The organism is Pseudomonas sp. NFPP25 (genome assembly GCF_900116505.1).
In the GTDB taxonomy this organism is placed as follows: domain Bacteria; phylum Pseudomonadota; class Gammaproteobacteria; order Pseudomonadales; family Pseudomonadaceae; genus Aquipseudomonas; species Aquipseudomonas protegens.
Genome location: NZ_FPBG01000001.1, coordinates 373,646 through 398,824, shown reverse-complemented (window position 1 = coordinate 398,824; position 25,179 = coordinate 373,646). Strand labels below are relative to the sequence as shown.

The 25,179-nt window shown below is 65.9% G+C and carries 24 protein-coding genes; 16 read left to right on the top strand and 8 right to left on the bottom strand.

The window, feature by feature from the left end; all coding sequences use genetic code 11:
- Positions 1 to 27 precede the first annotated feature (27 nt).
- Genes BM382_RS01720 through BM382_RS01705 form a run of 4 tightly spaced genes read left to right on the top strand, consistent with a single transcriptional unit; the run spans position 28 to position 5,427 of the window.
- Positions 28 to 1,308: an MFS transporter gene (locus BM382_RS01720; protein ID WP_011061646.1), complete on the top strand. Its 1,281-nt coding sequence runs from the start codon at positions 28 to 30 to the stop codon at positions 1,306 to 1,308.
- Complete coding sequence (locus BM382_RS01715; RefSeq protein WP_092137437.1) at positions 1,308 to 2,372, top strand: 2,3-butanediol dehydrogenase; 1,065 nt, start codon at positions 1,308 to 1,310, stop codon at positions 2,370 to 2,372. Before BM382_RS01720 ends, BM382_RS01715 begins: the two co-directional genes overlap by 1 nt.
- A 56-nt stretch (positions 2,373 to 2,428) precedes the next feature.
- The gene (locus tag BM382_RS01710; RefSeq protein WP_011061648.1) at positions 2,429 to 3,730 is read left to right on the top strand and encodes a carbohydrate porin; all 1,302 of its coding nucleotides are present in this window, start codon (positions 2,429 to 2,431) and stop codon (positions 3,728 to 3,730) included.
- Between the two features lie 35 nt (positions 3,731 to 3,765).
- The gene (locus BM382_RS01705) at positions 3,766 to 5,427 is read left to right on the top strand and encodes a GMC family oxidoreductase (protein ID WP_072441603.1); all 1,662 of its coding nucleotides are present in this window, start codon (positions 3,766 to 3,768) and stop codon (positions 5,425 to 5,427) included.
- Here BM382_RS01705 and BM382_RS01700 read toward each other — a convergent pair.
- Together BM382_RS01700 and hpaA are read right to left on the bottom strand one after the other, a co-directional pair.
- Positions 5,339 to 5,836, bottom strand: a complete 498-nt coding sequence (locus tag BM382_RS01700) for a hypothetical protein (protein ID WP_239690382.1) — start codon at positions 5,834 to 5,836, stop codon at positions 5,339 to 5,341. The genes BM382_RS01705 and BM382_RS01700 overlap by 89 nt on opposite strands.
- Positions 5,837 to 5,950: 114 nt before the next feature.
- Positions 5,951 to 6,880, bottom strand: a complete 930-nt coding sequence (hpaA, locus tag BM382_RS01695) for a 4-hydroxyphenylacetate catabolism regulatory protein HpaA (protein WP_011061651.1) — start codon at positions 6,878 to 6,880, stop codon at positions 5,951 to 5,953.
- Positions 6,881 to 7,078: 198 nt separating this feature from the next.
- Here hpaA and BM382_RS01690 point away from each other — a divergent pair, with 198 nt between their 5' ends.
- From BM382_RS01690 to hpaI, 8 genes are all read left to right on the top strand, one after another.
- Complete coding sequence (locus BM382_RS01690) at positions 7,079 to 7,738, top strand: fumarylacetoacetate hydrolase family protein (protein WP_019095471.1); 660 nt, start codon at positions 7,079 to 7,081, stop codon at positions 7,736 to 7,738.
- A gap of 9 nt (positions 7,739 to 7,747) precedes the next feature.
- Positions 7,748 to 8,548 (top strand): fumarylacetoacetate hydrolase family protein, encoded by an 801-nt coding sequence (locus BM382_RS01685; RefSeq protein ID WP_019095470.1) that lies wholly within the window; start codon positions 7,748 to 7,750, stop codon positions 8,546 to 8,548.
- Positions 8,549 to 10,009, top strand: a complete 1,461-nt coding sequence (gene hpaE, locus BM382_RS01680) for a 5-carboxymethyl-2-hydroxymuconate semialdehyde dehydrogenase (RefSeq protein WP_011061654.1) — start codon at positions 8,549 to 8,551, stop codon at positions 10,007 to 10,009. It begins immediately after the preceding gene.
- A 54-nt stretch (positions 10,010 to 10,063) separates the two neighbouring features.
- Positions 10,064 to 10,921, top strand: a complete 858-nt coding sequence (gene hpaD / locus BM382_RS01675) for a 3,4-dihydroxyphenylacetate 2,3-dioxygenase (protein ID WP_041118526.1) — start codon at positions 10,064 to 10,066, stop codon at positions 10,919 to 10,921.
- Positions 10,922 to 10,986: 65 nt separating this feature from the next.
- On the top strand, positions 10,987 to 11,376 hold the full coding sequence (locus tag BM382_RS01670) for a 5-carboxymethyl-2-hydroxymuconate Delta-isomerase (protein WP_011061656.1): 390 nt from the start codon (positions 10,987 to 10,989) through the stop codon (positions 11,374 to 11,376).
- Positions 11,377 to 11,511: 135 nt separating this feature from the next.
- Entirely contained in the window at positions 11,512 to 12,819 is a 1,308-nt protein-coding gene (locus BM382_RS01665; protein WP_072442428.1) for an MFS transporter, read from the top strand.
- A gap of 2 nt (positions 12,820 to 12,821) precedes the next feature.
- Positions 12,822 to 13,625 (top strand): 2-oxo-hept-4-ene-1,7-dioate hydratase, encoded by an 804-nt coding sequence (hpaH, locus tag BM382_RS01660; protein WP_015635875.1) that lies wholly within the window; start codon positions 12,822 to 12,824, stop codon positions 13,623 to 13,625.
- A gap of 10 nt (positions 13,626 to 13,635) precedes the next feature.
- On the top strand, positions 13,636 to 14,436 hold the full coding sequence (hpaI, locus tag BM382_RS01655; protein WP_011061659.1) for a 4-hydroxy-2-oxoheptanedioate aldolase: 801 nt from the start codon (positions 13,636 to 13,638) through the stop codon (positions 14,434 to 14,436).
- Between the two features lie 84 nt (positions 14,437 to 14,520).
- On the opposite strand, the gene BM382_RS01650 is transcribed toward hpaI, so the two are convergent.
- Entirely contained in the window at positions 14,521 to 15,660 is a 1,140-nt protein-coding gene (locus tag BM382_RS01650) for a glycerate kinase (RefSeq protein ID WP_072441600.1), read from the bottom strand.
- A gap of 469 nt (positions 15,661 to 16,129) precedes the next feature.
- Positions 16,130 to 17,251: a sugar diacid recognition domain-containing protein gene (locus BM382_RS01645; protein WP_011061661.1), complete on the bottom strand. Its 1,122-nt coding sequence runs from the start codon at positions 17,249 to 17,251 to the stop codon at positions 16,130 to 16,132.
- A 191-nt stretch (positions 17,252 to 17,442) separates the two neighbouring features.
- Here BM382_RS01645 and BM382_RS01640 point away from each other — a divergent pair, with 191 nt between their 5' ends.
- A complete protein-coding gene (locus BM382_RS01640) occupies positions 17,443 to 18,753 on the top strand; it encodes an MFS transporter (RefSeq protein WP_011061662.1) in 1,311 nt (436 codons plus the stop codon).
- Between the two features lie 78 nt (positions 18,754 to 18,831).
- Here BM382_RS01640 and BM382_RS01635 read toward each other — a convergent pair whose 3' ends face one another.
- A complete protein-coding gene (locus BM382_RS01635; protein WP_072441597.1) occupies positions 18,832 to 19,242 on the bottom strand; it encodes a VOC family protein in 411 nt (136 codons plus the stop codon).
- On the bottom strand, positions 19,239 to 19,970 hold the full coding sequence (locus BM382_RS01630; RefSeq protein ID WP_011061664.1) for an SDR family oxidoreductase: 732 nt from the start codon (positions 19,968 to 19,970) through the stop codon (positions 19,239 to 19,241). The genes BM382_RS01635 and BM382_RS01630 overlap by 4 nt, the downstream gene beginning before the upstream one ends.
- Before the next feature lie 100 nt (positions 19,971 to 20,070).
- Between BM382_RS01630 and BM382_RS01625 the strand changes: the two genes are divergently transcribed.
- From BM382_RS01625 to rarD, 3 genes are all read left to right on the top strand, one after another.
- Positions 20,071 to 20,970: a LysR family transcriptional regulator gene (locus BM382_RS01625; RefSeq protein WP_019095464.1), complete on the top strand. Its 900-nt coding sequence runs from the start codon at positions 20,071 to 20,073 to the stop codon at positions 20,968 to 20,970.
- A 227-nt stretch (positions 20,971 to 21,197) separates the two neighbouring features.
- Positions 21,198 to 22,211 carry an aldo/keto reductase gene (locus tag BM382_RS01620; protein ID WP_011061666.1) on the top strand — a complete coding sequence of 338 codons (1,014 nt, stop codon included), beginning with the start codon at positions 21,198 to 21,200 and terminating at the stop codon, positions 22,209 to 22,211.
- 204 nt (positions 22,212 to 22,415) lie between these two features.
- Complete coding sequence (gene rarD, locus BM382_RS01615) at positions 22,416 to 23,297, top strand: EamA family transporter RarD (protein ID WP_015635880.1); 882 nt, start codon at positions 22,416 to 22,418, stop codon at positions 23,295 to 23,297.
- 48 nt (positions 23,298 to 23,345) lie between these two features.
- Here rarD and hpaR read toward each other — a convergent pair whose 3' ends face one another.
- Both hpaR and hppD read right to left on the bottom strand, forming a co-directional pair.
- Positions 23,346 to 23,768: a homoprotocatechuate degradation operon regulator HpaR gene (hpaR, locus tag BM382_RS01610; RefSeq protein ID WP_011061668.1), complete on the bottom strand. Its 423-nt coding sequence runs from the start codon at positions 23,766 to 23,768 to the stop codon at positions 23,346 to 23,348.
- A gap of 128 nt (positions 23,769 to 23,896) precedes the next feature.
- Positions 23,897 to 24,973 carry a 4-hydroxyphenylpyruvate dioxygenase gene (hppD, locus tag BM382_RS01605; protein WP_011061669.1) on the bottom strand — a complete coding sequence of 359 codons (1,077 nt, stop codon included), beginning with the start codon at positions 24,971 to 24,973 and terminating at the stop codon, positions 23,897 to 23,899.
- Positions 24,974 to 25,179: the final 206 nt, after the last annotated feature.

Below are 25,179 nucleotides of genomic sequence, written 5' to 3'. Positions count from 1 at the left end.
TGCCCACGCCTCCTTCGGAGAACCACCATGGCTTATAAAAACAACAAGGCCGGTTACGAGAACACCTTGCTGGGGGTGCTGTTCCTGACCTTCGGTTTCGTCTTTTTCGATCGTCTGGCGCTGTCCTTCCTGTTCCCCTTCATGGCTGACGAGTTGCAACTGAGCAACAGCCACCTGGGCATGCTGTCGTCGATCCTGGCCCTGGCCTGGGCGGTGTCCGGGGCCCTGGTGGGTGCCTGGTCGGACCGCCGGGGCGTGCGCAAGCCGTTGCTGATCGTCGCGGTGATCCTGTTTTCCCTGTGCTCGGCGCTGTCCGGGCTGGTCACCGGCTTTCTCAGCCTTTTGCTGTTCCGCGCCATCATGGGGCTGGCCGAGGGGCCGATCCTGCCGCTCTCCCAGTCGCTGATGGTGGAAGCCTCCTCGCCCCATCGCCGGGGCCTGAACATGGGCCTGCTGCAAGGGTCGGCGGCGGGCCTGTTGGGCGCGGTGATCGGCCCGCCGGTGCTGATCGCCCTGGCCGAAGCCTACGGCTGGCGCCACGCCTTCATCATTTCGCTGATTCCCGGGCTACTGATCGCCCTGCTGATCTGGCGCTACGTGCAGCCCGACCCACCGCGACACGAACCGCGAGCGCACACCCCGTCCAGCCCGGGTGGCAGCCATCGCCTGGCCCTGCTCAAGAGCCGCAACATCGTGCTCTGCACCCTCATCAGCTGCGTGTTCCTGACCTGGTTCATCATCCTGATTTCCTTCACCCCGACCTTCCTGGTCAAGGTTCGCGACTACAGCCCGGCCAGCATGGGCACGGTGATGAGCTGCCTGGGAGGCGCCTGGGTGCTCTGGGGCTTCGGCGTGCCGGCAATCTCCGATCGCCTCGGCCGGCGCCCGACCCTGGTGCTGTTCTCGCTGATTGCCGCTTGCTGTCCCATCGCCCTGCTCTACGCCTCGTCGCCCTGGATGCTCGGGGTGCTGATGCTGCTGACCTACACCGGCCTGGGCTGCTTCACCCTGTTCATGGCCACCATCCCCGCGGAAACCGTGCCCCGCGAAGTCATGGCCACGGCCCTGGGCATGATCATGGGCATCGGCGAGTTGGTGGGCGGCTTCATCGCTCCGACCATTGCCGGCTTCGCCGCCGACCGCTTCGGCCTGTCGATCGTCATGTGGATGTCCTGCGGCGGCGCATTGCTGGCCGCCGTGCTGGCCCTGTTCCTCAAGGAAACCGCCCCAGCGGTACTGGCCCGCCAACAACGCCGGCACCCCGGCCCCAACCCTGCACCCAGCCCGAGCCTGGAAGGAAACCCATGATCAAAGCACTGCAATGGCATGCCGCCCGCGACCTGCGCCTGACTCAGCTGGAACCGCGCCAGCCCGGCCCCGGCGAGGTGTTGCTGCAAGTCGCCTACTGCGGCATCTGCGGCAGCGACCTGCATGAGTACGCCGACGGCCCTCACTCCATACCTCAGCAGGTGGCTCACCCGCTGTCCGGTTGCCGGGCACCGCTGACCCTGGGCCACGAGTTCTGCGGCCAGGTAGTAGCCTTGGGCCCGGGCGTGGATGCACGGCTATTGGGCCAGCGGGTGGCGGTGGAACCCGAATACCGCTGCGGCGAGTGCTCGTACTGCCAGATGGGCCAGTACAACCTCTGTGAATCCATGGGCTTTATCGGCCTGATGGGCGACGGCGGCTTTGCCGAACAGGCGGTGGTACCGGCCTACATGCTGCACCTGCTGCCGGACAGCGTCAGCTTCAAGCAGGCGGCCGTGCTGGAGCCGGCAGCGGTGGCCTACCACGCCTTGAACCAGAGCAGCCTGATGGCCGGCGACAGTTGCGCGGTGTTCGGCCTGGGGCCCATCGGCCTGCTGCTGGTGCTACTGGCACGGTTGCGAGGGGTGGAACGGATCTACGCCGTGGACCTGGACCCCGAGCGCCGGCGCCTGGCCCTGGAGTTCGGCGCCTCTGAGGCCCTGGACGGCGCCGACCCGCAACTGCAGGCACGCCTGCGGCAGCTGAGCGCCGGTGGTATCGACAGCGCCTTTGAGGCCGCCGGCAGCCAGCAGACCCTGAGCCATGCCCTGCACTGCCTGCGCAAGGGCGGCGAAGCGGTGCTGGTGGGCTTGATGGGCGACGTGCAGTTCGATGCCTTCCACCTGGTGAACAACGAGTTGCGCCTGCTCGGCAGCGTCGGCTACCGCCACGTCTACCCCGAACTGATCCAGCTGCTGGCCAGCGGGCGCCTGGACCTGAGCCGGGCGGTCACCCGCTGCCTGGCCCTGGAACAGGCGGTGGAGCAAGGCTTCCAGGCGCTGTTGCAAGACAAGAGCCAGATCAAGGTGCTGGTCAACCCGACCCCGGCCCTGGCCGATGCCTGAACAAACGATGTGCAACCGACACTCAAGACAAAAACAACAAGAATCGAGTACCCGACATGAATGCAACCTATGCGCTGTGCCCGCTGCTGGCCGCCTTGCTGCTGCCCCTTGATTGCCTTGCCCAGACGCCGCCCACGCCGCGTACCGGCCCGCTGTCCGGCCTGGGGGACTACCTGGCCGACCGTGGCATCACGCCCCATGTGCAGTTCCTCAGCCTGGCCATGAAGAACCTGGACACGGGCCCCCGGCCCCACAGTTTCGGCAACAGCGGCGACCTGTTCGTCGGCGCCGATATCGATCTGGGGACCTTCGCCGGCCTCGACGGCGCGACCCTGCACTTCGAGCAGACGCTGTTCATCCTCGACCACGAGACCGGCGTGCCCACCTCGCGCAACTGGCAGGGCGCCGCCGGCAGCTACTTCGGCGGCGCGCCGATCCACAACGACCTCACCAGCAACCAGTTGAGCCTGCTGACCTACCAGCAGACCTGGCTCGACGGCCGGGTCGACCTGAGCCTGGGGCGGACCAACGCCCGGCGCTACTTCTATATCTACAACTGCGAAAGCACGGTGACCTGCAACGACCCGATCATCGACTCTTCCACCGGCATCCTGCCGCCGCCCTACGGCAGTTGGGGCGGCTACCTGAAATACCAGCTGACGCCCCAGTGGTACGTGCATGGCGGCGCCTTCGAGTCCAACCCGGTGGACTACCTGAAGGAGCGCAAGGGCCTGGATTTCAGTACCGACGACGCCAGCGGCACCAGCCTGCTGCTGGGCATCGGCAGCCAGAACCGCGATGCCTACAGCTCCCACTACGAGCTCAACGGCTACTACAACACCTCCAAGCAGGTGGACCCGCTGACCGGGGCCATGGACTTCGGCACCGGCGGTGCCTTCTTCAAGTTCCAGCAGGCACTGTGGCGTGCCGACGCCGGTACCGGCAGTGCGCCCCAGGCCCTGCTGCTGTTCGGTTCGCTGTCGGCGGCGGCCGATGACAAGCAGCCCTTCAGCCAGTTCGCCGAGGCCGGGCTGACCTACCTCGCGCCCTTCGACCGGCCCCAGGACAAGCTCAACCTCAAGGCCAGCTACCTGCGCCTCAACGACCACCAGCTGCGCTTCCAGCAGCAGGCCCGCATCGCCAACGGCGGCGACCCGCGCCTGGGCGAACGCAATGTCTACGCACTGGAAGCCAACGCCCATATCGCCCTGACCCGGCAACTGGCCCTGGAGCCCAGCGTCCAGTACCTGGTCAACCCGGACAACTTCTACAACCCCGAAGCCCGCGAGCTGAGCGGCAACGGCTTTGTCGTCGGCCTGCAAGTGACCCTCGACGTCGGCTCGCTGCTGGGGCTGTGAGATGGATTTCTGTGACTGCCAACGAGGTACCTCCGATGAGTGAAACAACCACGCAGACCTTCGACTACATAGTGGTGGGCGCCGGCTCCGCCGGTTGCGTGCTGGCCAACCGGCTGTCCGCCGATCCCAAGGTCCAGGTGTGCCTGATCGAAGCCGGGCCCAGTGACCGCACCTTGCTGCCCGCCGCCTATGTGCGCACTCCGGCGGGGATCATCCGCCTGATCGCCAACCCGCGCTGGAACTGGATGCACCAGTTCAGCCCACAGGCCAGCAGTGGCGACGTGCCGATCCCCTGCCCCCGGGGTCGGGTCTGGGGCGGCTCCAGCGCGATCAACGGCATGATCTATATCCGCGGCCATCGCCTGGACTTCGACCGCTGGGCCGCCGCCGGCAACCAGGGCTGGAGCCATGACGAACTGCTGCCCTACTTCAAGCGCTCGGAGCATTTCGAACCCGGCACCTCGCCGTGGCACGGCCAGCACGGCGAGCTCAACGTCGCCGAGCAGCGCAGCCCGAGCCCGGTCAATCAGGTGTTCTACCAGGCCGCCACCGAGCTGGGCTGGAGCTACAACCCGGACTTCAATGGCCCGGAGCAGGAAGGCTTCGGGCCCTTCCATGTCACCCAGATCAACGGCGAGCGCTGCAGCGCGGCACGGGCCTTCCTGCACCCGATCCTGCACCGGCAGAACCTGACGGTACTGAGCAGTACCCTGACCCACCGGGTGTTGCTGCAAGGCACTCGTGCCAGCGGTGTGGAAATCAGCCAGGACGGCCGGGTCTGGCAACTGCAGGCACGCCGGGAAGTGATCCTGTGCGCCGGGGCGATCAACTCGCCGCAACTGCTGTTGCTGTCCGGCATCGGCCCGGCCGAGGAGCTTGCGCGCCACGGGATCGTTTCCCGCCACCCGCTGCCAGGGGTCGGGCTCAACCTGCAGGATCACCAGGACATCGTGCTGATGTACCGCAGCGACCCCGAGCTGGGCTACGGCATTTCCGCCAAGGGCCTGCTGCCCCTGGCCCGCTCACCCTGGCAGTACCTGACCCGGCGCCAGGGCCCGCTGACCTCCAATACCGTCGAGTCCGGAGCCTTCCTGCGCCTTGCGCCCGAGGACCCGGTGCCGGAACTGGGGCTGATCGTCGCCCCGGCCCTGAAGAACCAGCCCCAGCGCCTGATCCCCGTGGGCCACGGCATCAGCCTGCATGTGGCGGTGATGCACCCGCAGAGCCGCGGCCGGGTGCGCCTGAATTCCGCCGACCCGCACGACAAGCCGCTGATCGACGCCAACTTCCTCAGCCACCCCGAAGACCTGCGCAAGCTGGTGGCCGGCTTGCGCCTGGTGCGCCAGCTGGCAGCGACCCGGGCCTTCTCCCAACGCCTCAAGGGCGAGCTGGTACCCGGCCCGCAGGTGCAGAGCCAGGAGCAGATCGAGCAATGGATCCGCCAGCACCTGGGCACGGTGTTTCACCCGGTGGGCAGCTGCAAGATGGGCCACGACGAACTGGCGGTGGTGGACGACCAGTTGCGGGTCCACGGCCTCCAGGGGCTGCGGGTGGCGGACGCCTCGATCATGCCGAGCCTGATCACCGGCAACACCAATGCGGCGGCAATCATGATCGGCGAAAAGGCCGCGGACCTGTTGCTGGGCACGGCACCGGCGCAACCGAGCAACGCGCTTCAAGGCGAAGCTTGCACCTGATGCCGGGGCTCAGGCGGGCCAGGGGCTGGTCATCAACCCGGTAGTACTGTTGTTCACGGGTGCTGTCGGGGGCTTCCACTTCCTGGACCAGCGCCGCCAGCAAGCCGGGCTCCAGCGGCTGGCCATCCAGGCGCAATGCACCAAGTTCCAATGGCGCGCCCTGGTGCTCCAGTTGCAGTTGCAACAGGCCTTCGGGGCCGGCCTGGCTGCGGACTTTCAGGGTCAGGTGGTTGACCCGCTCGGCAAAGTCGATGTTCGGCGCGTAGAGCAGTTGGCAGTCGCGGCGGTTGTCGCACGCGCCGATCCAGCCCTCCTGTTGCAACCACAGCGGCGTCAGCTCCGGCAGCTCCCGGGCCAGGCACGGCAAGGCGCCAAGCACCAGCAGGGGCAACACAACGGTACGCAGCATGACGACGCTCCTTGTCGGGCAAAGGCGCGGATTCTGCCACGCCCGCCAGACGGCGAATACCGCCAGGGTCAGTTGCCTGGGCGCGGCTCCATGGCATCAGCCCTGCCCCAGGGATCAGGCACCCGGCGCATTTGCGCCAGGGGCAGGCGCCTGCCCCTGGCGCAAGCGGTATTCCCCCGGCGCGGTCTTGGCGTAACGCTGGAAAAACCGGCTGAAATAGGCCGGGTCCTTGAAGCCCAGCTGGTAGCAGATTTCGTTGATCGAGCTGCCGGTGAACAGCAGCAGGCGCTTGGACTCCTGCATCACCCGTTCATGCACCAGGCGCTTGGACGGCAGGTCGGCGATGCGCCGGCAGACATCATTGAGGCGCGCCTCGGTCACTCCCAGGCTGCTGGCGTAGCGGCCCAGGGGCCAGTGCTCCAGGTAGCGGGCCTCGATCAGCTCGTTGAAGCGGTGGAAGATCTGCAGGTCTTCATGGCGTGCCGGGCGCGCCGTCAGGGAGTTGGCCGACAACCGCAGCAGGCTGATCATCAGCAGCCGGGTCAGGGCTTCCAGCGCCGGCTCGCGCCCCGGGCCCTGCCCGGCAATCTCCCGCTGCAATTCATGGAACAGGCCCTCCAGGCGTCGTACTTCGCCGGCGAACTGCGGCCCCAGGCGCGCCAGGGCCACGCACACCGGCGGCACCTGGGGCGCCGGGGCCAGTGCCGGGTCGGCGCCGATCAACTCCCACACCAGTTGCTGGCGCACGGTCAGCACATGGCCTTCGCTGTCGGCCTCGGTGACGAAGGCGTGGGGAATGGTCGGCGGGGTCAGGAAGAACATCGGCCCCGACTCCAGATACTGCTGATCGTCGAGGTAGACCCGCACCGCGCCGCTCTGCACGTAATGCACCTGGAAGAAACGGTCGTGGCGATGCACCGGCATGTTGCGACCGAAGAAGCCGGCCAGGTTGCTGAGCTTGTCGTAGTGCACCTGGGCATCGGCGTAACGCTGGTCGTAGACCTGGCCGATGTTGATGTTGGGAATCGGTTGGCGTGGGTTCATGGCGCCCTTCTGTTTTTTATTTTGATCCACGCGGACCCTGCGCATCCTGCGTGATTCGCGGCTTGCCCGCCACTGCAGGATGGAAGCGGGCAGTCCATCGCTTGACGATCGTTAACATATTAAATATAACGTTAACACATTAACGAAATCGACCCGCCAGCGGCAAGCCGCTACGGGTACGGACACCAGGAGAGCCCGATGAGCCGTGCACTGAACGATCACGCCGGCGGCACCCTGTTCGGCGTTGCGCTGAACTACCAGGGGTTGCTGCAGAGCCATCTGCAGAGCTTCACCCAGCCGCCCTACCAGAAGCCGCCGGTGAAGCCGGTGCTGTTCATCAAGACCCCCAACACCCGCAACAGCCATGAGGCGCCGGTGGTGTTTCCCCAAGGTGTAGAGCGCCTGCAGCCCGGCCCGGCCCTGGGCGTGGTGATCGGCAAGCGCGCCAGCCGGGTGCGCCTGGAAGACGCCCTGGAACACGTGGCCGGCTACACCATCGCCAACGAATTCAGCCTGCCGGAAGACAGCTACTACCGCCCCGCGGTCAAGGCCAAGTGCCGGGACGGCTTCTGCGCCCTGGGCCCGGAACTGGTACCGGCCGCCGAGGTGGCCGACCCCCATGCCCTGAGCCTGGAGCTGTGGGTCAACGGCGAGCGGGTGCAGCACAACAGCACCGCCAACCTGGTGCGCAGCATTCCCCAGCTGATTGCCGAGATCAGCGAGTTCATGACCCTGCACCCCGGTGACGTGCTGATCACCGGCACTCCGGAAGGCCGGGTCGATGTACGCCCCGGCGATCGGGTCGAAGTGCAGATCAGCGGCCTGGGCCGCCTCGCCAACACCATCGTGGCCGAATAAGGAACCGACATGAAACATGCACGCATTCGTTATCAGGGCCAGGTCCACCAGGCCCTGGTCACCGGCCCCAACACCCTGCAACTGGAAGACGGCCGGGTCCTGGCCGAAGACCAGGTGCAGTGGCTGCCGCCGGCCACCGGGACCATGTTCGCCCTGGGCCTGAACTATGCCGACCACGCCGCCGAGCTGGCCTTCAAGCCGCCCACCGAACCGCTGGTGTTCATCAAGTCTCCCGGCACCTACACCGGCCACAAACAGGTGACCTGGCGCCCGGACAACGTCGCCTACATGCACTACGAGTGCGAGCTGGTGGCGGTGATCGGCAAGACCGCGCGCAACGTCAAGCGCGAGGATGCCCTGGACTACCTGGCCGGCTACACCCTGTGCAACGACTATGCGATCCGCGACTATCTGGAGAACTACTACCGGCCCAACCTGCGGGTGAAGAACCGCGATGCCACCACCCCGGTAGGCCCGTGGATCATCGACGCGGCCCAGGTACCCGAACCCAACAACCTGACCCTGCGCACCTGGGTCAACGGCGAGTTGCGCCAGCAAGGCAGCACCGCCGACATGATCTTCGACATCCCCTACCTCATCGAATACCTGTCCGGCTTCATGACCCTGCAACCGGGGGACATGATCGCCACCGGCACCCCCGAAGGCCTGTCCGACGTGGTGCCCGGCGATGAGGTGGTGGTGGAAATCGAAGGCATCGGCCGGCTGGTCAACCGCATCGTCAGCGAAAGCGAATTCTTCACCCATCACGCCCACCCGGAGCCCACTGCCGTGGCCAAGGAGCACGCATAAATGATCAAGCACTGGATCAACGGCCGCGAAGTCGAAAGCCGCGAAGTGTTCACCAACTACAACCCCGCCACCGGTGAAGCCATTGGCGAGGTGGCCAGCGGCGGCGCCGAGGAAATCGCCCAGGCGGTAGCGGCGGCCAAGGACGCCTTTCCGAAATGGGCCAATACCCCGGCATCGGTGCGCGCCCGGCTGATGCGCCGCCTGGGTGCGCTGATCGAAGAGAACGTGCCGCACCTGGCGGAGCTGGAAACCCTGGACACCGGCCTGCCGATCCACCAGACCCGCAACGTGCTGATTCCCCGGGCCTCCCACAACTTCGATTTCTTCGCCGAGGTCTGCACCCGCATGGATGGCCACAGCTATCCGGTGGACGACCAGATGCTCAACTACACCCTGTACCAGCCGGTGGGCGTCTGCGCCCTGGTGTCGCCATGGAACGTGCCGTTCATGACCGCCACCTGGAAGACCGCGCCGTGCCTGGCCCTGGGCAATACCGCGGTGCTGAAGATGAGCGAACTGTCGCCGCTGACCGCCAATGAGCTGGGCCGGCTGGCGGTGGAAGCCGGGATTCCCGCCGGGGTGCTGAACATCGTCCAGGGCTACGGTGCCACCGCCGGCGATGCCCTGGTACGCCACCCGGACGTGCGGGCGATTTCCTTCACCGGCGGCACCGCCACCGGCAAGAAGATCATGCAGACCGCGGGCCTGAAGAAGTACTCCATGGAACTGGGCGGCAAGTCGCCGGTGCTGATCTTCGAGGACGCCGACCTGGAACGGGCCCTGGACGCCGCGCTGTTCACCATCTTTTCCCTGAACGGCGAGCGCTGCACCGCCGGCAGCCGGATCTTCATCCAGGAAAGCGTCTACCCGCAGTTCGTCAAGGAGTTCGCCGCCCGGGCCAGGCGCCTGATCGTCGGTGACCCGCAGGACCCCAAGACCCAGGTCGGCTCGATGATCACCCAGGCCCACTACGACAAGGTCACCGGCTATATCCGCATCGGCCTGGAAGAAGGCGCGACCCTGCTGGCCGGCGGCCTGGAACGCCCGGCCAACCTGCCGGCGCACCTGGCCCGCGGGCAGTTCATCCAGCCCACGGTGTTCGCCGACGTGGACAACCAGATGCGCATCGCCCAGGAAGAGATCTTCGGCCCGGTGGTGTGCCTGATCCCGTTCAAGGACGAGGCCCAGGCCCTGCAACTGGCCAACGACACCGAGTACGGCCTGGCCTCCTACATCTGGACCCAGGACATCGGCAAGGCCCATCGCCTGGCCCGTGGCATCGAGGCCGGCATGGTGTTCATCAACAGCCAGAACGTGCGCGACCTGCGCCAGCCCTTCGGCGGCATCAAGGGTTCGGGCACCGGTCGCGAAGGCGGCGAATACAGCTTCGAGGTCTTTGCCGAGATCAAGAACGTCTGCCTCTCCATGGGCAGCCACCACATACCGCGCTGGGGCGTGTAAGGTTCAGAACCGTCCCGGATCACCCCAACAAGAAGATGTTTCAGGAGAAGCACCATGGGCGAAGTCGTCATGGCCGCCAAGGTCTGCCACGTACCATCGATGTACCTGTCCGAACTGCCGGGCAAACACCACGGCTGCCGTGAGGCGGCTATTGCCGGGCACAAGGAGATCGCCCGCCGGGCCCGGGAGCTGGGGGCAGACACCGCAGTGGTGTTCGATGTGCACTGGCTGGTCAACAGCGGGTACCACATCAACTGCGGCGAGGCGTTCAACGGCACCTACACCAGCAACGAGCTGCCGCACTTCATCAAGAACATGACCTACGACTACCAGGGCTGCCCGGAGCTGGGTGAGCTGATCGCCGCCGAGGCCAATGCCGCCGACGTGCGCACCCTGGCCCACAACATTCCCAGCCTGGAACTGGAGTACGGCACCCTGGTGCCCATGCGCTACATGCACATGGACGTGCCCGCTGCCGAGCACTTGAAGGTGGTGTCCATCGCCGCCTGGTGCGCCTGGCACCGCCTCGAAGACAGCTTCACCTTTGGCGCCGCGGTGCGCCGGGCCATCGAGAAGAGCGATCGCAAGGTCCTGGTGCTGGCGTCGGGCTCCCTCTCCCACCGTTTCTCCAACGACCGCGAGGCCGAGGCCAACATCCACAACTGGACCCGGGAATTCGACAAGCAGGTGGACCAGCGGGTGGTGGAGCTGTGGCAGCAGGGCCGCTTCCGCGAGTTCTGCGCCATGCTCCCGGACTACGCCAGCAGCTGTCATGGCGAGGGCGGAATGCACGATACGGCCATGCTCCTGGGGCTGTTGGGCGGGCCTGAATACAACCGCCCAGCGGAAATCGTCACTCCGCTGTTCGGCAGCTCCGGCACCGGCCAGATCAACGCCATCTTCCCTGTCTAGGCCCAGCTGCCACCCTGACTCGCAAGCGGCCGGGTTCCCGCCGGCCACTTGCGAAGGAGTTCCCCATGCCGCATTTCATCGCTGAATACACCGACAACATCGAACAGGCCGCCGACCTGCCGGGGCTGTTCGAAAAGGTCCATGACTACCTGGGCGCCACTGGCGTGTTCCCCCTGGGAGGCATCCGCAGCCGCGGGGTGCGCCTGGACACCTGGCGCATGGCCGACGGCAAGCACGACTACGCCTTCGTCCACATGCGCCTGCAAGTGGGAGCCGGCCGCGACCTGGCCACACGACGCCAGGTCGCCGAAGGCCTGTTCGAGATCATCAAGGCGCACTTCGCCGAGCTTCAGGGCCAGCGCCTCTTGGCCCTGTCGTTCGAAATGAGCGAGCTGGATGCCGAGCTGAACTTCAAGCACAACAACGTGCACGAGTTCCTGCGCGGACAAGCCTGAGGGTAGCCGCCGGTAGGAACCGGCTCGCCAGCGAAGCGGCCCTCAGGCCTTGTGCCAGCCCCGGATCCGCCTTCGCCGGCAAGCCGGCTCCTGCAGGCCGGCCACCCACACAAGAACAATAACGAGATCATTGCCATGCCCCACTCAACCCTTGCCACGGCGCCGGTCGCCGAGGTCGATGACTGCTATCGCAAGATCACCTGGCGGCTGATGCCGCTGTTGTTCGTCTGCTACATCTTTGCTCACCTGGACCGCATCAACATCGGTTTCGCCAAGCTGCAGATGACCCAGGACCTGGGCTTCAGCGACAGCGTCTATGGCCTGGGTGCCGGGCTGTTCTTCGTCGCCTACGCGCTGTTCGGGGTGCCCAGCAACCTGGCCCTGGACCGGGTCGGCCCACGGCGCTGGATCGCCTTCCTGATGCTGGTCTGGGGCCTGCTGTCCAGCGCCCTGATGCTGGTGGACAGCGCCTGGGGCTTCTATGTTTTGCGCTTTCTGCTGGGGGTCGCCGAGGCCGGCTTCTTCCCCGGCATCCTGGTGCTGCTCAACCGCTGGTTCCCGGCCAGCCGCCGCGGCCAGGTCACCGCCCTGTTCGCCATCGCCGTGCCCATGGCCGGAGTCATTGGCGGCCCCCTCTCCGGGTGGATCCTGGAAAGCTTCCACGACTTCGGCGGCCTGCGCGGCTGGCAGTGGATGTTCCTCATCGAAGGCCTGCCGGTGGTGCTGCTGGGCCTGGTGGTGCTCAAGGCCCTGCCGGAAAGCATCGAACAGGTGGGCTGGCTGACCCTGGCGCAGAAGACCTGGCTGCTGCAGGCCCTGCAACAGGAAGAACAGCACAAGTCCATCACCCGTTTCAGCGGCATCCTCAGGGACCGCCACGTCTGGCTGCTGGTGTGCATCTACTTCGCGGTGATGCTGGCGGTGAACACCATCGCCTTCTGGATGCCGACCCTGATCCACCACGCCGGCATCGCCCGGGACAGCAATGTCGGCCTGCTCAGTGCCCTGCCCTACCTGGCAGGCTGCCTGTTCATGCTCGGCGTCGGCCGCTCCTCGGACCGCCTGCGCGAACGCCGCTGGCACCTGGGGGTGCCGCTGCTGATGTCCAGCCTGGGGCTGATCCTCACCGGGCTGGCCCCGGACAACCCCTGGCTGGTGATGTTCGGCCTGCTGGTGGCGGGCATGGGCGCCAGCGCCGCCTTGCCGATGTTCTGGCAACTGCCGCCGGCCTTTCTCGCCAGCAGCACCCAGGCCGCGGGTATCGCCCTGATCAGTTCCTTCGGCAGCGTCGCCGCGTTCCTTGCCCCTTACCTGATCGGCGTGGTGCGCGACGCCACCCAAAGCGCCAGCCTGGCCCTCTACGCCCTGGCCCTGCTGATTGCCTGCGGCGCCTGGCTGGTGCTCCAGGTGCCGGCTCATATCGTCAACCCTCGGGAGAAATAACCATGCTCAGCCCCTCGGATATCCAGGAAGCCGCCGCGCGCCTCAACGCCGCCGAGCGCAGCCGTGAACAGATCGGCCAGCTGTCCCTGCAATACCCCGCTATCAGCATCGAAGATGCCTACGCCATCCAGCGCAGCTGGGTGGAACAGAAAATCCGCGACGGGCGCAAGCTGGTGGGCCACAAGATTGGCCTGACCTCACGGGCCATGCAGGTTTCCTCGAACATCACCGAGCCGGATTTCGGCGCCCTGCTGGACGACATGCTGTTCGATGAAGGCAGCGACATTCCCTTCCAGCGCTTCATCGTGCCCCGGGTCGAGGTGGAACTGGCGTTCATCCTCGGCAAGCCGCTCAAGGGGCCCCACTGCACCCTGTTCGATGTGCTGGACGCCACCGACTGGGTGATCCCGGCGCTGGAGATCATCGATGCGCGCATCCAGCAGGTGGACCCGCAGACCCAGGCCACCCGCAAGGTCTTCGACACCATCTCGGACAATGCCGCCAACGCCGGGGTGGTGATGGGTGGCCGCGCCGTGCGTCCAGGGGATGTGGATTTGCGCAAGGTGCCGGCGGTGCTCTACCGCAATGGCGTGATCGAGGAGTCCGGGGTCTCTGCCGCGGTGCTCAACCACCCGGCCAAGGGCGTGGCCTGGCTGGCCAACAAGCTCGCGGCCTATGACGTCGGTCTGGAGGCCGGGCAGATCATTCTTGGCGGCTCCTTCACTCGCCCGGTGGCCGCCCGTCCCGGAGATGTATTCCACGTGGACTACGATCAGTTGGGCAGCATCGCCTGTCGTTTCGTCTGAGGAGACTGCCATGGACATGCCACTGAACCTGTTCAAGCAACGCCTGCAACAGCGCGAACCGCAGATTGGCCTGTGGCTGGGCCTGGCGGACGGCTACTGTGCCGAGCTGGCGGCCAATGCCGGTTTCGACTGGCTGCTGCTGGACGGCGAACACGCGCCCAACGATCTGCGAAGCCTGCTGGCGCAGTTGCAGGCCATTGCCCCTTACCCAGCCCAAGGCATTATCCGCCCGCCCATTGGCGATACCGCGCTGATCAAGCAATTGCTGGACATCGGCGCCCAGACCCTGTTGATCCCCATGGTGGAAAGCGCCGAGCAGGCACGCCAGCTGGTGCGCGCCATGCGCTATCCGCCACTGGGGGTTCGTGGCGTAGGCAGCGCCCTGGCCCGGGCGTCGCGCTGGAACAGCATCGCCGGCTACCTGGATCAGGCGGACGAGCAGATGTGCCTGCTGGTGCAGATCGAGAACCTCGAAGGCCTGCGCAACCTGGATGAGATTCTCGCGGTGGACGGGGTCGACGGGGTGTTTATCGGCCCGGCGGACCTGTCGGCGGCCATGGGCCAGCGGGGCAACCCCGGGCACCCGGACGTGGTGGCCGCGATTGAAGACGCCATCGTGCGGATTCGTCGGGCGGGCAAGGCCGCAGGGATTCTCAGTGCCGATCAGCGACTGGCGCGGCGTTGCATCGAGTTGGGGGCAAATTTTGTCGCGGTGGGCGTGGATACCACCGTCCTGATGAAGGGCCTGCAGAGCCTGGCCGGCCAGTACAAGACCCTGGACGCCCCCACCAGCGAAGGCGGGGTTTACTGACGGGCGATTGCCGGCGAAGGCGTTCTTGCGGATGCGGCAAGGATTGAGGGCCTATTCGCTGGCAAGCCAGCTCCTACGGGGTGCCTAGTGGTTGCTGGCCAGGCGCCAGAGGCGGGCGATGTCGGCGGCGCGTTCGCGCAGCAGGCGCGGAGCTTCGCGGCAGGCCTGTTCCAGGCTCATGGGGCCTGAGGTCAGGGCGAAGGCCGCATCCACGCCGTGGGCGTACATCTGCTGGTAACCCTCGCCCAGGGTGCCGGCAATGACGATCACCGGAACCCCCTGCTCACGGGCGATGCGCGCCACGCCAAAGGGGGTCTTGCCGCGCAAGGTCTGGGCGTCGAAGCGACCTTCACCGGTGATCACCAGATCGGCACCGCGCACGGCCTGTTCCAGGCGCACCAGTTCCGCCACCACTTCCACCCCGGGACGAAATTGCGCGCCGAGAAACGCCTTGGCGGCAAACCCCAGGCCACCGGCCGCGCCGCTGCCGGGTTCATCACGCACATCCTTGGGCAGTACCTGGGCGCACAGGTCGGCAAAGTGTCCCAGGGCCTGGTCCAGTTGCTGCACCTGCTGCGCCGAGGCGCCTTTCTGCGGGCCGAAGATGGCTGAAGCGCCGTGCTCGCCGCACAGCGGGTTGTTGACGTCGGCGGCGATGTCGAAGCGCACCTGGGCCAGGCGCGGGTCCATGGCATCCAGCTCGATATGGTCGAGGTCGGCCAGGGCCAGGCCTCCGCGAGGCAGTATCCGGTCCTGGCGGTCCAGCAGCTTGACCCCCAGCGCCTGCAGGGCCCCCGCGCCGCCGTCGTTGGTGGCGCTGCCGCCGATGGCCAGGATGATGCGCCGGGCACCGGCCTCCAGAGCGGCCTGGATCAGCTCCCCGGTGCCGAAGGTACTGCTGTTGCACGCATCGCGCTGCTCCAGCGCCAGCAGTTGCAGGCCACTGGCCTCGGCCATTTCGATGATTGCCGTGTGGCTCTGGGGCAGCCAGCCCCAGCGCGCCTCCACGATCGCTCCCAGCGGCCCCTGGACCCGGTTGCTGCGCAGTTGCCCGTCACAGGCGGCGAGAATCGATTCCACCGTCCCTTCGCCACCGTCGGCCATGGGGCATTGGCACAGCTCGGCGTCGGGCCACACATCCGCCAGCCCCTGGGCAATGGCCTGGGCCACGCCTTCGGCACTCAGGCTGTCCTTGAACGAGTCGGGGGCGATGATGATCTTCATGGGTTTTCTCCGGTTCTTGTGCCGCCATGCTGCCATCTGGCGCAGGCGCTGACCCCGGGCCACTGCACAAGTCCGAGGGCGCTTTATTGTTCATTGCTACAACCGCGCAACCTCGCCTAGCGTTGAAACCGCTGCCGCAGGCTGCGAACGGGCGCGTAGCGCTCGCGAAGGTCTTGGAAGCGATACAGGTTTAGCTGGAGATTGCCAGGCAAGGCCCTGCGGGCCTTTGCGCAGCCTCGCTGAAGCTCGGCAGCGGCTACAGACCCGTTAAATCCTCCTGGGCCTGTAGCCGCTGCCGCAGGCTGCGAACGGGCGCGTAGCGCTCGCGAAGGTCTTGGAAGCGATACAGGTTTGGCTGGAGATTGCCAAGCAAGGCCCTGCGGGCCTTTTCGCAGCCTCGCCAAGGCTCGGCAGCGGCTACCACCCCTGTTGGATCGGGATAGGCGATGGTGGAGATCGGCGCGATAAATCAGGCTGGCTCGCTGCGGTGGGGCAGCAGCTGTACGCCAAGATAAAGAGCCAGCATGCCGTCCAGGCGCAAGGGGTCGACGCCGCTGAGCTCGGCTATCCGTTCCATGCGGTAGCGCAGGCTGTTGCGGTGGATGCCCAGGGCATCGGCGCAGGCCTGGCTCTGGCCGTCGTGGTCGCACCAGCTGCGCAGGGTCGCCAGCAACTGGCCGTTGCTGTCCTTGGCCAGGACCTTGCGCAACGGCGTCAGCAGTTCGTCCAGGGCGTCATCGTTGCGGTGGCGCCAGAGCATCACCGGCAGCCGGTAGCGGTTGAGGGTGAGCAATCGCGCGTCCGGCAGGATATCCCGGCCGTAGGCCAGCAGGTCGCCGACCCGGCGGTAGCAGCGGCGCAATCCGGCCAGGCCCTCGGCCTGCCCGCCCACCGCCACCCGCAGGATGTTCCAGCCCTGGCCGTCGAGCTTTTCCAGCAGCCGCGGGTTGTCCAGGCTCAGGCTCGCCGGGCGGCACCAGAGCAGGGAACTCTTCGACGAGCTGACGCACCAGCTGTCCGGATAGCGGCTCAGCAACCAACTGCTGAGGCTATCCACGCCCTGCCCCGAGGCCGGTTCCTGGGCCAGTTCGAACAGATAGGGCGTACGCGCTAGCTGTGGCTTGAGGCCCATCTGCTGGGCTTCATCCACCAGCCGCGGTGAGTCGCCGCCGTCGCTCAGCAGCAGGGCCAGCAGGTCGTCGCAGCGCTGGCGCCGCCATTGCTGCTCGGCCTGCTGGTGGCGCTGGCCCACCAGCATCTCGGCGGTCATGCGCACCAGTTCGGCATAGGTGCGCAACTGCGCCGGGTCGCCGGTAATGCCCAGCACCCCGATCAGCCGCTGGTCATGCAGCAACGGCAGGTTGATGCCCGGCTGCACGCCCTTGAGCTGGCGCGCGGTGGGTTCGTCGATCTCCACCACCCGGCCGTTGGCCAGCACCAGTTGCGCGCCTTCGTGCCGGGTGTTGATACGCTCCGGCTCGCCGCTGCCAAGGATCAGGCCCTGGCTGTCCATGACGTTGACGTTGTAGGGCAGGATCGCCATCGTGCGGTCGACGATATCCTGCGCCAGGTCATGATCCAGTTCGAACATGGGGGGATGATCCTTGACGGCTACAGCTGCGGGGACGGGCCGCGGGGTACGCGGCGTTGTTCAGTGGCACAGGGCCCGGGGCCAATCGCTGTGCGCCGGCACAAAGACAGGCCCGCGCCGGTGACCGAGACTCTCAGGGCGGTCAACGTTACCCTTGCACCGCGAAAAATCATAATAAAGAGAGACACACCATGTCACAGAGCGCCGCTGCCCCACTGGCCCAGGCTGACGACAAGAACGCCGTCTACAAGCGCATCACCCTGCGCCTGATCCCCTTCATCTTCGTCTGCTACCTGTTCAACTACCTCGACCGGGTCAACGTTGGCTTCGCCAAGTTGCAGATGCTCGATGCCCTGAAATTCAGCGAAACGGTCTACGGCCTGGGTGCCGGGATTTTCTTCATCGGCTACGTGCTGTGCGGCGTGCCGAGCAACCTGGCACTGAACCGGTTCGGCCCGCGGCGCTGGATCGCGCTGATGATGATCACCTGGGGCACCTTGTCCACCTGCCTGCTATTCGTCACCACGCCGACCCAGTTCTACACCCTGCGCCTGTTCACCGGGGCCGCCGAAGCCGGCTTCTTCCCCGGCGTGGTGCTGTACCTCTCGCAGTGGTTCCCGACCTTCCGCCGTGGCCGGATCATGGCCCTGTTCATGTCGGCGATCCCGGTGTCCGGCCTGCTGGGCAGCCCGTTTTCCGGCTGGATCCTCAACCACTTCGCCGCCGGCCAGGGCGGCCTCGCCGGCTGGCAGTGGATGTTCCTGCTGCAGGGCATTCCTACCGTGATCCTCGGCGCCCTGGCGTTCTTCCTGCTCAGCGACAGCTTCGCCCATGCCAAGTGGCTGACCCCGACTGAACGCGCAGTGCTGGAGGCCGACCAGGCCAGCGACCTCGCCAACCAGCCCAAGACCGCCAGCGACTCCCTGGCCGCGGTGTTCAAGAACCCGGCGATCTGGGCCTTCGGCCTGATCTACTTCTGCATCCAGAGCGGGGTCTACGCGATCAACTTCTGGCTGCCGTCGATCATCAAGAACCTGGGGTTTGCCGACAATCTGGTGATCGGCTGGCTGAGCGCCATTCCCTACCTGCTGGCGGCGGTGTTCATGCTGCTGGTGGGGCGCTCGGCGGACCTGCGAAAGGAGCGCCGCTGGCACCTTGTAGTGCCGATGTTGATGGGCGCCGTGGGGCTGCTGATCGCGGTTAACTTCGCCGCCAACCCGGCCATCGCCATTCTCGGCCTGACCCTCGCCACCATGGGTGCCCTCACCGGCCTGCCGATGTTCTGGCCGGTGCCCACTGCCCTGCTCAGCGCCGGTGCAGCTGCCGGTGGCCTGGCGCTGATCAACTCCATGGGCCAGATGGCCGGGTTCCTCAGCCCCTATATCGTCGGCTGGGTCAAGGACAGCACCGGTTCCACCGACGCCGCGCTGTACCTGCTGGCCGGGGTAATTGTTGCCGGCAGCCTGCTGGCGCTGCGCATGACCCGCACCCTGAACCGCTAAGCCGCGGCACTACACGGCCCCGGCCACGACAAAAGCCCGTTCGAACCTCGGCTCCAATGGGCTTTTTCATGGCTGGGCTCAGGCCGGTGCCCCACCTTGTCGGGCGTAGTCGTGATTGATGCTCAACGCCCCCATCGCCGGAGCATCCAACTCCAGCACCAGGCCGCCGGGCAAGCGGACGAAGATCTGCCAGATGCCGTCTTCCGGCACCTGCGCCACTTGATGCTCCAGGCCACTGGCCTGCACCCGGCGCAACACGGCTTCGGCTGCCTCCTGGGTACTGAAGGCGATGTGGCTCAGGTGCGGCTCAGGGCAATGGGCCTGTTCGATGACGTGCACCAGCGCCGCCTCGCCCTGGTACAACCAGCGCCCGGGAAAGGGAAACGGCGGCCGCCGGCCCGTTTGCAGGCCCAGCAGATCGGCGAAGGCCTGCTGCAACGCCTCGCCCTCGGCGCAGTTGAACGCCAGGTGATCGAAGCGCCAGTTCATAGCAGGCCTCCACCATCGACATCGATCAGGCTCCCGCTGATAAAGCCGTTCTCCATGGCCAGGATAAAGGCCGCCGCCACCTCATCCGGCTGGCCGACGCGGCCCACCGGCAGGTTGGCACCGGTGCGGGCGAACATGGCTTCGCGGGCGTCCTCGGGCATCCCGGCATAGGCTTCGGTGGCGGTGACCCCGGGGCTGATGACATTCACCCGGCGTGGCGCCAGCTCCTTGGCCAGGTGCTTGCCCAGGGCTTCGAGGGCGGCGTTGAGGGTGGTCTTGAGCACTTGCCCGGGGACCATTTTGCGCGACAGCAGGCCCGAGGTCAGGCTGATGCTGCCTTGCGGCGCGAGTGTCGGCAGCGCCGCCTGGACCGCGCGCCACACGCCCCAGAACTTCACCTCGAAAGCCCGCTGGGCATCCAGCAGATCGGTGTCGGCCAGGGGCTTGGCGGCAATGGCCGGACCGGCGCTGATCACCAGGTGATCGAAGGCCCCCACCCTGGCGAACAAGGCCTGGAGACTGGCGGCATCGGTAATGTCCACGGCGATGCTGCAGGCCGATTCCGGCAGCTGTGCCTGCTGGCGCTGCAAGGCCTCGAGGCTGCGCCCCGCCAGTACCACCCGAGCGCCACGGGCCGCGGCCTGGCGCGCCACCGCGGCGCCAATGCCGCTGCCGGCGCCAATCACCACCAAGGTTTGCTGGGCCAGGCTTGAGTTGGAAAGAGTCATTGCGATCACCTGCTGCGATTGAAAGTGATTGCATCTTCCCAGCTTGCCAATCGAGGAAAAATCCAGCTAAAACGCAAAGATCTTTAAAGGATTTTTATTAATGAGCTCGATACTGGACCTGGAAATCTTCGTACGCACCGCCGATGCCGGGAGCATTTCCGCCGCGGCCCGCTCCCTGGGCCTGACCGCCGCAGCCGCCAGCATCGCCCTCAAGCGCCTGGAAACCCGCCTCGGCAGCCGTCTGCTGGCGCGTTCCACCCGCAGCATGCGGCTCACCGAGGAAGGCCGCCGCTACCTGGAAAGCGTGCGCCTGGCCCTGGCCACCCTGGAGGACGGCGAGCTGGCGCTCAAGCAGCAGAGCCTGGGCCTGGCCGGGGTGCTGCAACTGTCGGCGCCCTCGGACTTCGGGCGCAATGCCCTGCTTCCCTGGCTCGATGAATTCAAGGCCGAGCACCCGCAACTGCGCCTGCAACTGCGGCTCGATGATCGCCACGCCGACCTGTTCCGCGACGCTGTGGATGTGGCCCTGCGCTTTGGCGTGCCCGAGGATTCCAGCCTGGTGGCCTTGCCGATTCTCCCCGGGCACCGGCGCATCGCCTGCGCCAGCCCGGCCTACCTGGCCCGTTGCGGGGTGCCGCAAAACCCCGAGGCGCTGGCCGGGCACAGCGCCCTGCTGTACCTGCGCAACGGCCAGCCCTATGACCGCTGGCGTTTCAGCCGCGGCAGCGAAACCCGCGAAGTCCTGGTGCGTGGCGATTACCTGTGCGACGACGGTGAGGTGGCCCGGCGCTGGGCCCTGGCCGGCCACGGCATTGTCTACAAGGCCCGGCTGGATGTGGCCGAGGACATCCGCGCCGGGCGCCTGGTGCCGCTGCTCGGCGACTGGCAAGGGGAACCGTCCCCCTTCAACTTGCTGTGCCCCCATCGCCTACAGGTTTCCCAGCGGGTGCGCCTGCTGCACAGTTTTGTGTTGCAACGCTGCCGGGCGCTGTGTCCCTGACCCGGTGCGGCCCCGGGGCGGTTGGCCGCTGCGCGGTTCGCCGGCAAGCCGGCTCCTACGGAACCTCCTTGCAGGAGCGGGCTTGCCAGCGATAGCGATCTCACGGGCACCTATGCCGGCAAGGAGGCGCCATTCAGGCATTGCAGAGGCCCGGGGTTGTGGTATTTGATGGTCGCCCCAATGGCCGGAAATGCCCTGGCCAGCCCTCTAGCACAAGGATTCCGCCCATGAGCTATCGCATCCTCGGCCATTCCGGTCTCAAGGTTTCCAGCCTGACCCTGGGCACCATGATGTTCGGCGAGCAGACCAGTACCGAAGACTCGCTGCGTATCATCGACAAGGCCTGGGACCAGGGGATCAACTTCATCGACACCGCCGACGTCTATACCCAGGGCCGCTCCGAGGAGATCGTCGGCGAAGCCATTGCCAGCCACCGCCATGAGTGGGTGCTGGCGTCCAAGGTCGGCTTCGGTCCGGTGGACGGCGTGCCCAACCGCAGCGGCCTGAGCCGCAAGCACATCTTCAACGGCATCGAGGCCAGCCTGACCCGCCTGGGCACCGATTACCTGGACATCTACTACCTGCACCGCGAAGACCACAACACGCCTCTGGAGGTGAGCATCTCGGCCATCGGCGACCTGTTGCGCCAGGGCAAGATCCGCTACTGGGGCCTGTCCAATTATCGCGGCTGGCGGATTGCCGAGGCGATTCGAGTCGCCGACCAGTTGGGGGTGGACCGCCCGGTGATCAGCCAGCCGCTGTACAACATCGTCAACCGCCAGGCCGAGGGTGAGCAGATCACCGCCGCCCGCGCCTATGGCCTGGGCGTGGTGCCCTACAGCCCCCTGGCCCGTGGTGTGCTCAGCGGCAAGTATGCGCCGGACGTCACCCCGGACGCCGCCAGCCGCGCCGGGCGCCAGGACAAGCGCATCCTGGAGACCGAATGGCGGGTCGAATCCCTGCGCATCGCCCAGCAGATCCAGGAATACGCCCAGGAGCGCGGGGCCGGGATCGTCGAGTTCGCCATTGCCTGGGTACTGAACAACCAGGCGGTGAGCTCGGCCATTGTCGGCCCGCGCACTGAAGCCCAGTGGGACGCCTACACCCGGGCCTTGGAGGTGAAGATCAGCCCTGAGGACGAAGCCTTCATCGACGCGCTGGTGACCCCGGGGCACGCCTCGACACCCGGTTTCAATGATGTCGGCCATTTTGTCTCCGGACGTTTTGCGCACCTGGGCTAAACACGGGCCCTGGCCGCGCAAACCCAGCAGCCATCGCAGTCCGGCCTTTCCCTGGAAGGCCGGGCCGCGCCACAAACGAGAAATTTTCCCGCCGGGGTGTCGCAAACAGAGCAAAAATCCCGGGGCAAACCCTCTATATTCCCCCTCGCTCCACTCTCCCCTTCTTTTTGTGCATCCCGAGCGTTCGGGTTCTACGAGGACTGCGTGTCTAAAGGTATTGCGTTATCGGTTCTGGCGTCGGTGCTGTTTGCCGTCATGTATTTCTACACCTCGCTGCTGGCGCCCCTGACCGGGGTGGAGATCTTCGGCTGGCGGATGTTGCTGACCCTGCCCTGCATGACCCTGTTCATGCTGCTGGCCGGTGAATGGCATCGGGTCGACGAAGTGCTGCGACGGGTACGCAGCAAGCCCGTGCTGGGCCCGGCGCTGCTGCTGTCGTCGGCGCTGGTCGGGGTGCAGCTCTGGCTGTTCATGTGGGCACCGCTCAACGGCCACAGCCTGGACGTATCCCAGGGCTATTTCCTGCTGCCGCTGACCATGGTCCTGACCGGACGCATCGTCTATGGCGAACGTCTGTCGCGGCTGCAGAAGCTGGCAGCGGTGCTGGCCTGCATCGGCGTGCTCAACGAGCTGTACCAGGTGGGCAGCTTTTCCTGGGCGACCCTGGTGGTGGCCCTGGGCTACCCGCTGTATTTCGTCTTGCGCAAGCGCCTGGGCACCGACCACCTGGGCGGCCTGTGGGTGGACATGGCCCTGCTGATGCCGGTGGCGCTGTGGGTGGTGCAGAGCGGCGAACAGGGCATTGCCGTGGTCGCGGCCCAACCCTGGCTGTACCTGCTGATTCCCGTGCTGGGGGTGATCAGTGCCTCGGCGCTGGTGTGCTACATCATTGCCAGCCGCTTGCTGGCCTTCAGCCTGTTCGGCCTGCTCAGCTATGTGGAACCGGTACTGCTGCTGTTGGTGGCGCTGCTGCTGGGGGAAAGCATCAAGGCCGGGGAATGGCTGACCTACGTGCCGATCTGGCTGGCGGTGCTGGTCCTGGTGCTCGAAGGCGTACGCCATCTGCTGCGCCAGCGCCGGGGCTGAGCCCGGCTGCGGGGGTATCTCGCGTGCATCAAGGCCTGCGGTACAGGCTCAGGGCTTGATCTGCTTCAGCTCGTTGAGCAGGGCCAGCAAGGCCTGCATCTTGTCTTCGCCGAACTGCTGCTGGATCTTCTGGTAGTTGATTTCCATGTCGCCGCTCATGGATTCGAAACAGGCCTGGCCCTTGTCGGTCAGGGTGATGAACAGGCGGCGCTGGTCTTCCGGAGACTTGCGCCGGCTGACGTACTGGTCGCGCTCCAGGCGGGTCAGCACACCGGTCATGCTCGGCGGCAGGATGCAGGCCATCTTCGCCAGCTGATGGCTCTCCAGCTCGCCGTTCTGGCGCAGGATGCGGATCACCCGCCATTGCTGTTCGGTCAGGTCGTGCTGGTTCAGCGAGGGACGGAAAAACGCCATGGCGGCCTCACGGGCCTGCAGCAGGGTCAAGGTCAGGGAAGGTCTGGGTGTGTTCATCGAGGCATCGGTCAGGGGCTGGGAATCGGGGGCGAAACATTAACACATTCACAATCGCCCACCGACAGGCAAAATAAAGCCCGACCAGAAACCTCCTGATCGGGCCTTGGACTCAAGCGTGCCGGGGCTTACTCGGTGGCGAGTACGCCACGACGCACTTGGTCGCGTTCGATGGATTCGAACAGTGCCTTGAAGTTGCCCTCGCCGAAGCCATCATCGCCCTTGCGCTGGATGAATTCGAAGAACACCGGGCCCATCAGGGTTTCCGAGAAGATCTGCAGCAGCAGGCGCTTGTCGCCGGCTTCCGAAGAACCGTCCAGCAGGATGCCCCGCGATTGCAGCTCGTTGACCGGCTCGCCGTGGTTCGGCAGGCGCCCTTCAAGCATTTCGTAGTAGGTGTCCGGTGGCGCGGTCATGAAGCGCATGCCGATCTTCTTCAGGGCGTCCCAGGTCTTGACCAGGTCGTCGGTGAGGAAGGCCACGTGCTGGATGCCCTCGCCATTGAACTGCATCAGGAACTCCTCGATCTGCCCGGCGCCCTTGGACGATTCCTCGTTCAGCGGGATGCGGATCATGCCATCCGGAGCGGTCATGGCCTTGGAAGTCAGGCCGGTGTACTCGCCCTTGATGTCGAAGTAGCGGATCTCGCGGAAGTTGAACAGCTTCTCGTAGAAGCCGGCCCAGTAGGCCATGCGCCCGCGGTACACGTTGTGGGTCAGGTGGTCGATGATCTTCAGACCCGCGCCCTTGGGGTTGCGGTCCACGCCTTCGAGGAACACGAAGTCGATGTCGTAGATCGAGCTGCCCTCGCCGAAACGGTCGATCAGGTACAGCGGCGCGCCGCCAATGCCCTTGATCGCCGGCAGGTTCAGTTCCATCGGGCCGGTTTCAATGTGAATCGGCTGGGCGCCCAGTTCCAGGGCGCGGTTGTAGGCCTTTTGCGAATCCTTGACCCGGAACGCCATGCCGCACACCGACGGGCCGTGCTCGGCCGCGAAGTAGGAAGCGACGCTATGGGGTTCGTTGTTGAGGATCAGGTTGATCGCACCCTGGCGATACAGATGCACGTCTTTGGAACGATGGGTCGCGACTTTGGTGAAACCCATGATCTCGAAGATCGGTTCGAGGGTGTTGGGGGTAGGCGATGCGAATTCGATGAATTCAAAGCCCATCAGGCCCATTGGGTTTTCGAAGATATCTGCCATGGTTGGCGCCTCATCATATTTTTAGAATTAACGGATCGTTAGTTGCTAGCAATGCTGAGGAGGGACGGTGGCGCACAGGAGATACCGCGCACGCTGCGGGCGAGGAAGTCACCATAGATCAGTTGAAACCCGAGAATCTTCATTTCGACCCTGTCTTACAGGCTGGGGGGCGAGGCTTCTGCTGCCAGAAGACTTTATTATTGTAT

What these genes read in the sequence shown, in the direction of transcription:
- BM382_RS01720 (WP_011061646.1), top strand. Translation starts at nt 28, where the DNA reads ATGGCTTATAAAAACAACAAGGCCGGTTACGAGAACACCTTGCTGGGG.
- BM382_RS01710 (WP_011061648.1), top strand. Translation starts at nt 2,429, where the DNA reads ATGAATGCAACCTATGCGCTGTGCCCGCTGCTGGCCGCCTTGCTGCTG.
- BM382_RS01705 (WP_072441603.1), top strand. Translation starts at nt 3,766, where the DNA reads ATGAGTGAAACAACCACGCAGACCTTCGACTACATAGTGGTGGGCGCC.
- BM382_RS01700 (WP_239690382.1), bottom strand. Translation starts at nt 5,836, where the DNA reads ATGCTGCGTACCGTTGTGTTGCCCCTGCTGGTGCTTGGCGCCTTGCCG.
- hpaA (WP_011061651.1), bottom strand. Translation starts at nt 6,880, where the DNA reads ATGAACCCACGCCAACCGATTCCCAACATCAACATCGGCCAGGTCTAC.
- BM382_RS01690 (WP_019095471.1), top strand. Translation starts at nt 7,079, where the DNA reads ATGAGCCGTGCACTGAACGATCACGCCGGCGGCACCCTGTTCGGCGTT.
- BM382_RS01685 (WP_019095470.1), top strand. Translation starts at nt 7,748, where the DNA reads ATGAAACATGCACGCATTCGTTATCAGGGCCAGGTCCACCAGGCCCTG.
- hpaE (WP_011061654.1), top strand. Translation starts at nt 8,549, where the DNA reads ATGATCAAGCACTGGATCAACGGCCGCGAAGTCGAAAGCCGCGAAGTG.
- hpaD (WP_041118526.1), top strand. Translation starts at nt 10,064, where the DNA reads ATGGGCGAAGTCGTCATGGCCGCCAAGGTCTGCCACGTACCATCGATG.
- BM382_RS01670 (WP_011061656.1), top strand. Translation starts at nt 10,987, where the DNA reads ATGCCGCATTTCATCGCTGAATACACCGACAACATCGAACAGGCCGCC.
- BM382_RS01665 (WP_072442428.1), top strand. Translation starts at nt 11,512, where the DNA reads ATGCCCCACTCAACCCTTGCCACGGCGCCGGTCGCCGAGGTCGATGAC.
- hpaH (WP_015635875.1), top strand. Translation starts at nt 12,822, where the DNA reads ATGCTCAGCCCCTCGGATATCCAGGAAGCCGCCGCGCGCCTCAACGCC.
- hpaI (WP_011061659.1), top strand. Translation starts at nt 13,636, where the DNA reads ATGGACATGCCACTGAACCTGTTCAAGCAACGCCTGCAACAGCGCGAA.
- BM382_RS01650 (WP_072441600.1), bottom strand. Translation starts at nt 15,660, where the DNA reads ATGAAGATCATCATCGCCCCCGACTCGTTCAAGGACAGCCTGAGTGCC.
- BM382_RS01645 (WP_011061661.1), bottom strand. Translation starts at nt 17,251, where the DNA reads ATGTTCGAACTGGATCATGACCTGGCGCAGGATATCGTCGACCGCACG.
- BM382_RS01640 (WP_011061662.1), top strand. Translation starts at nt 17,443, where the DNA reads ATGTCACAGAGCGCCGCTGCCCCACTGGCCCAGGCTGACGACAAGAAC.
- BM382_RS01635 (WP_072441597.1), bottom strand. Translation starts at nt 19,242, where the DNA reads ATGAACTGGCGCTTCGATCACCTGGCGTTCAACTGCGCCGAGGGCGAG.
- BM382_RS01630 (WP_011061664.1), bottom strand. Translation starts at nt 19,970, where the DNA reads ATGACTCTTTCCAACTCAAGCCTGGCCCAGCAAACCTTGGTGGTGATT.
- BM382_RS01625 (WP_019095464.1), top strand. Translation starts at nt 20,071, where the DNA reads ATGAGCTCGATACTGGACCTGGAAATCTTCGTACGCACCGCCGATGCC.
- BM382_RS01620 (WP_011061666.1), top strand. Translation starts at nt 21,198, where the DNA reads ATGAGCTATCGCATCCTCGGCCATTCCGGTCTCAAGGTTTCCAGCCTG.
- hpaR (WP_011061668.1), bottom strand. Translation starts at nt 23,768, where the DNA reads ATGAACACACCCAGACCTTCCCTGACCTTGACCCTGCTGCAGGCCCGT.
- hppD (WP_011061669.1), bottom strand. Translation starts at nt 24,973, where the DNA reads ATGGCAGATATCTTCGAAAACCCAATGGGCCTGATGGGCTTTGAATTC.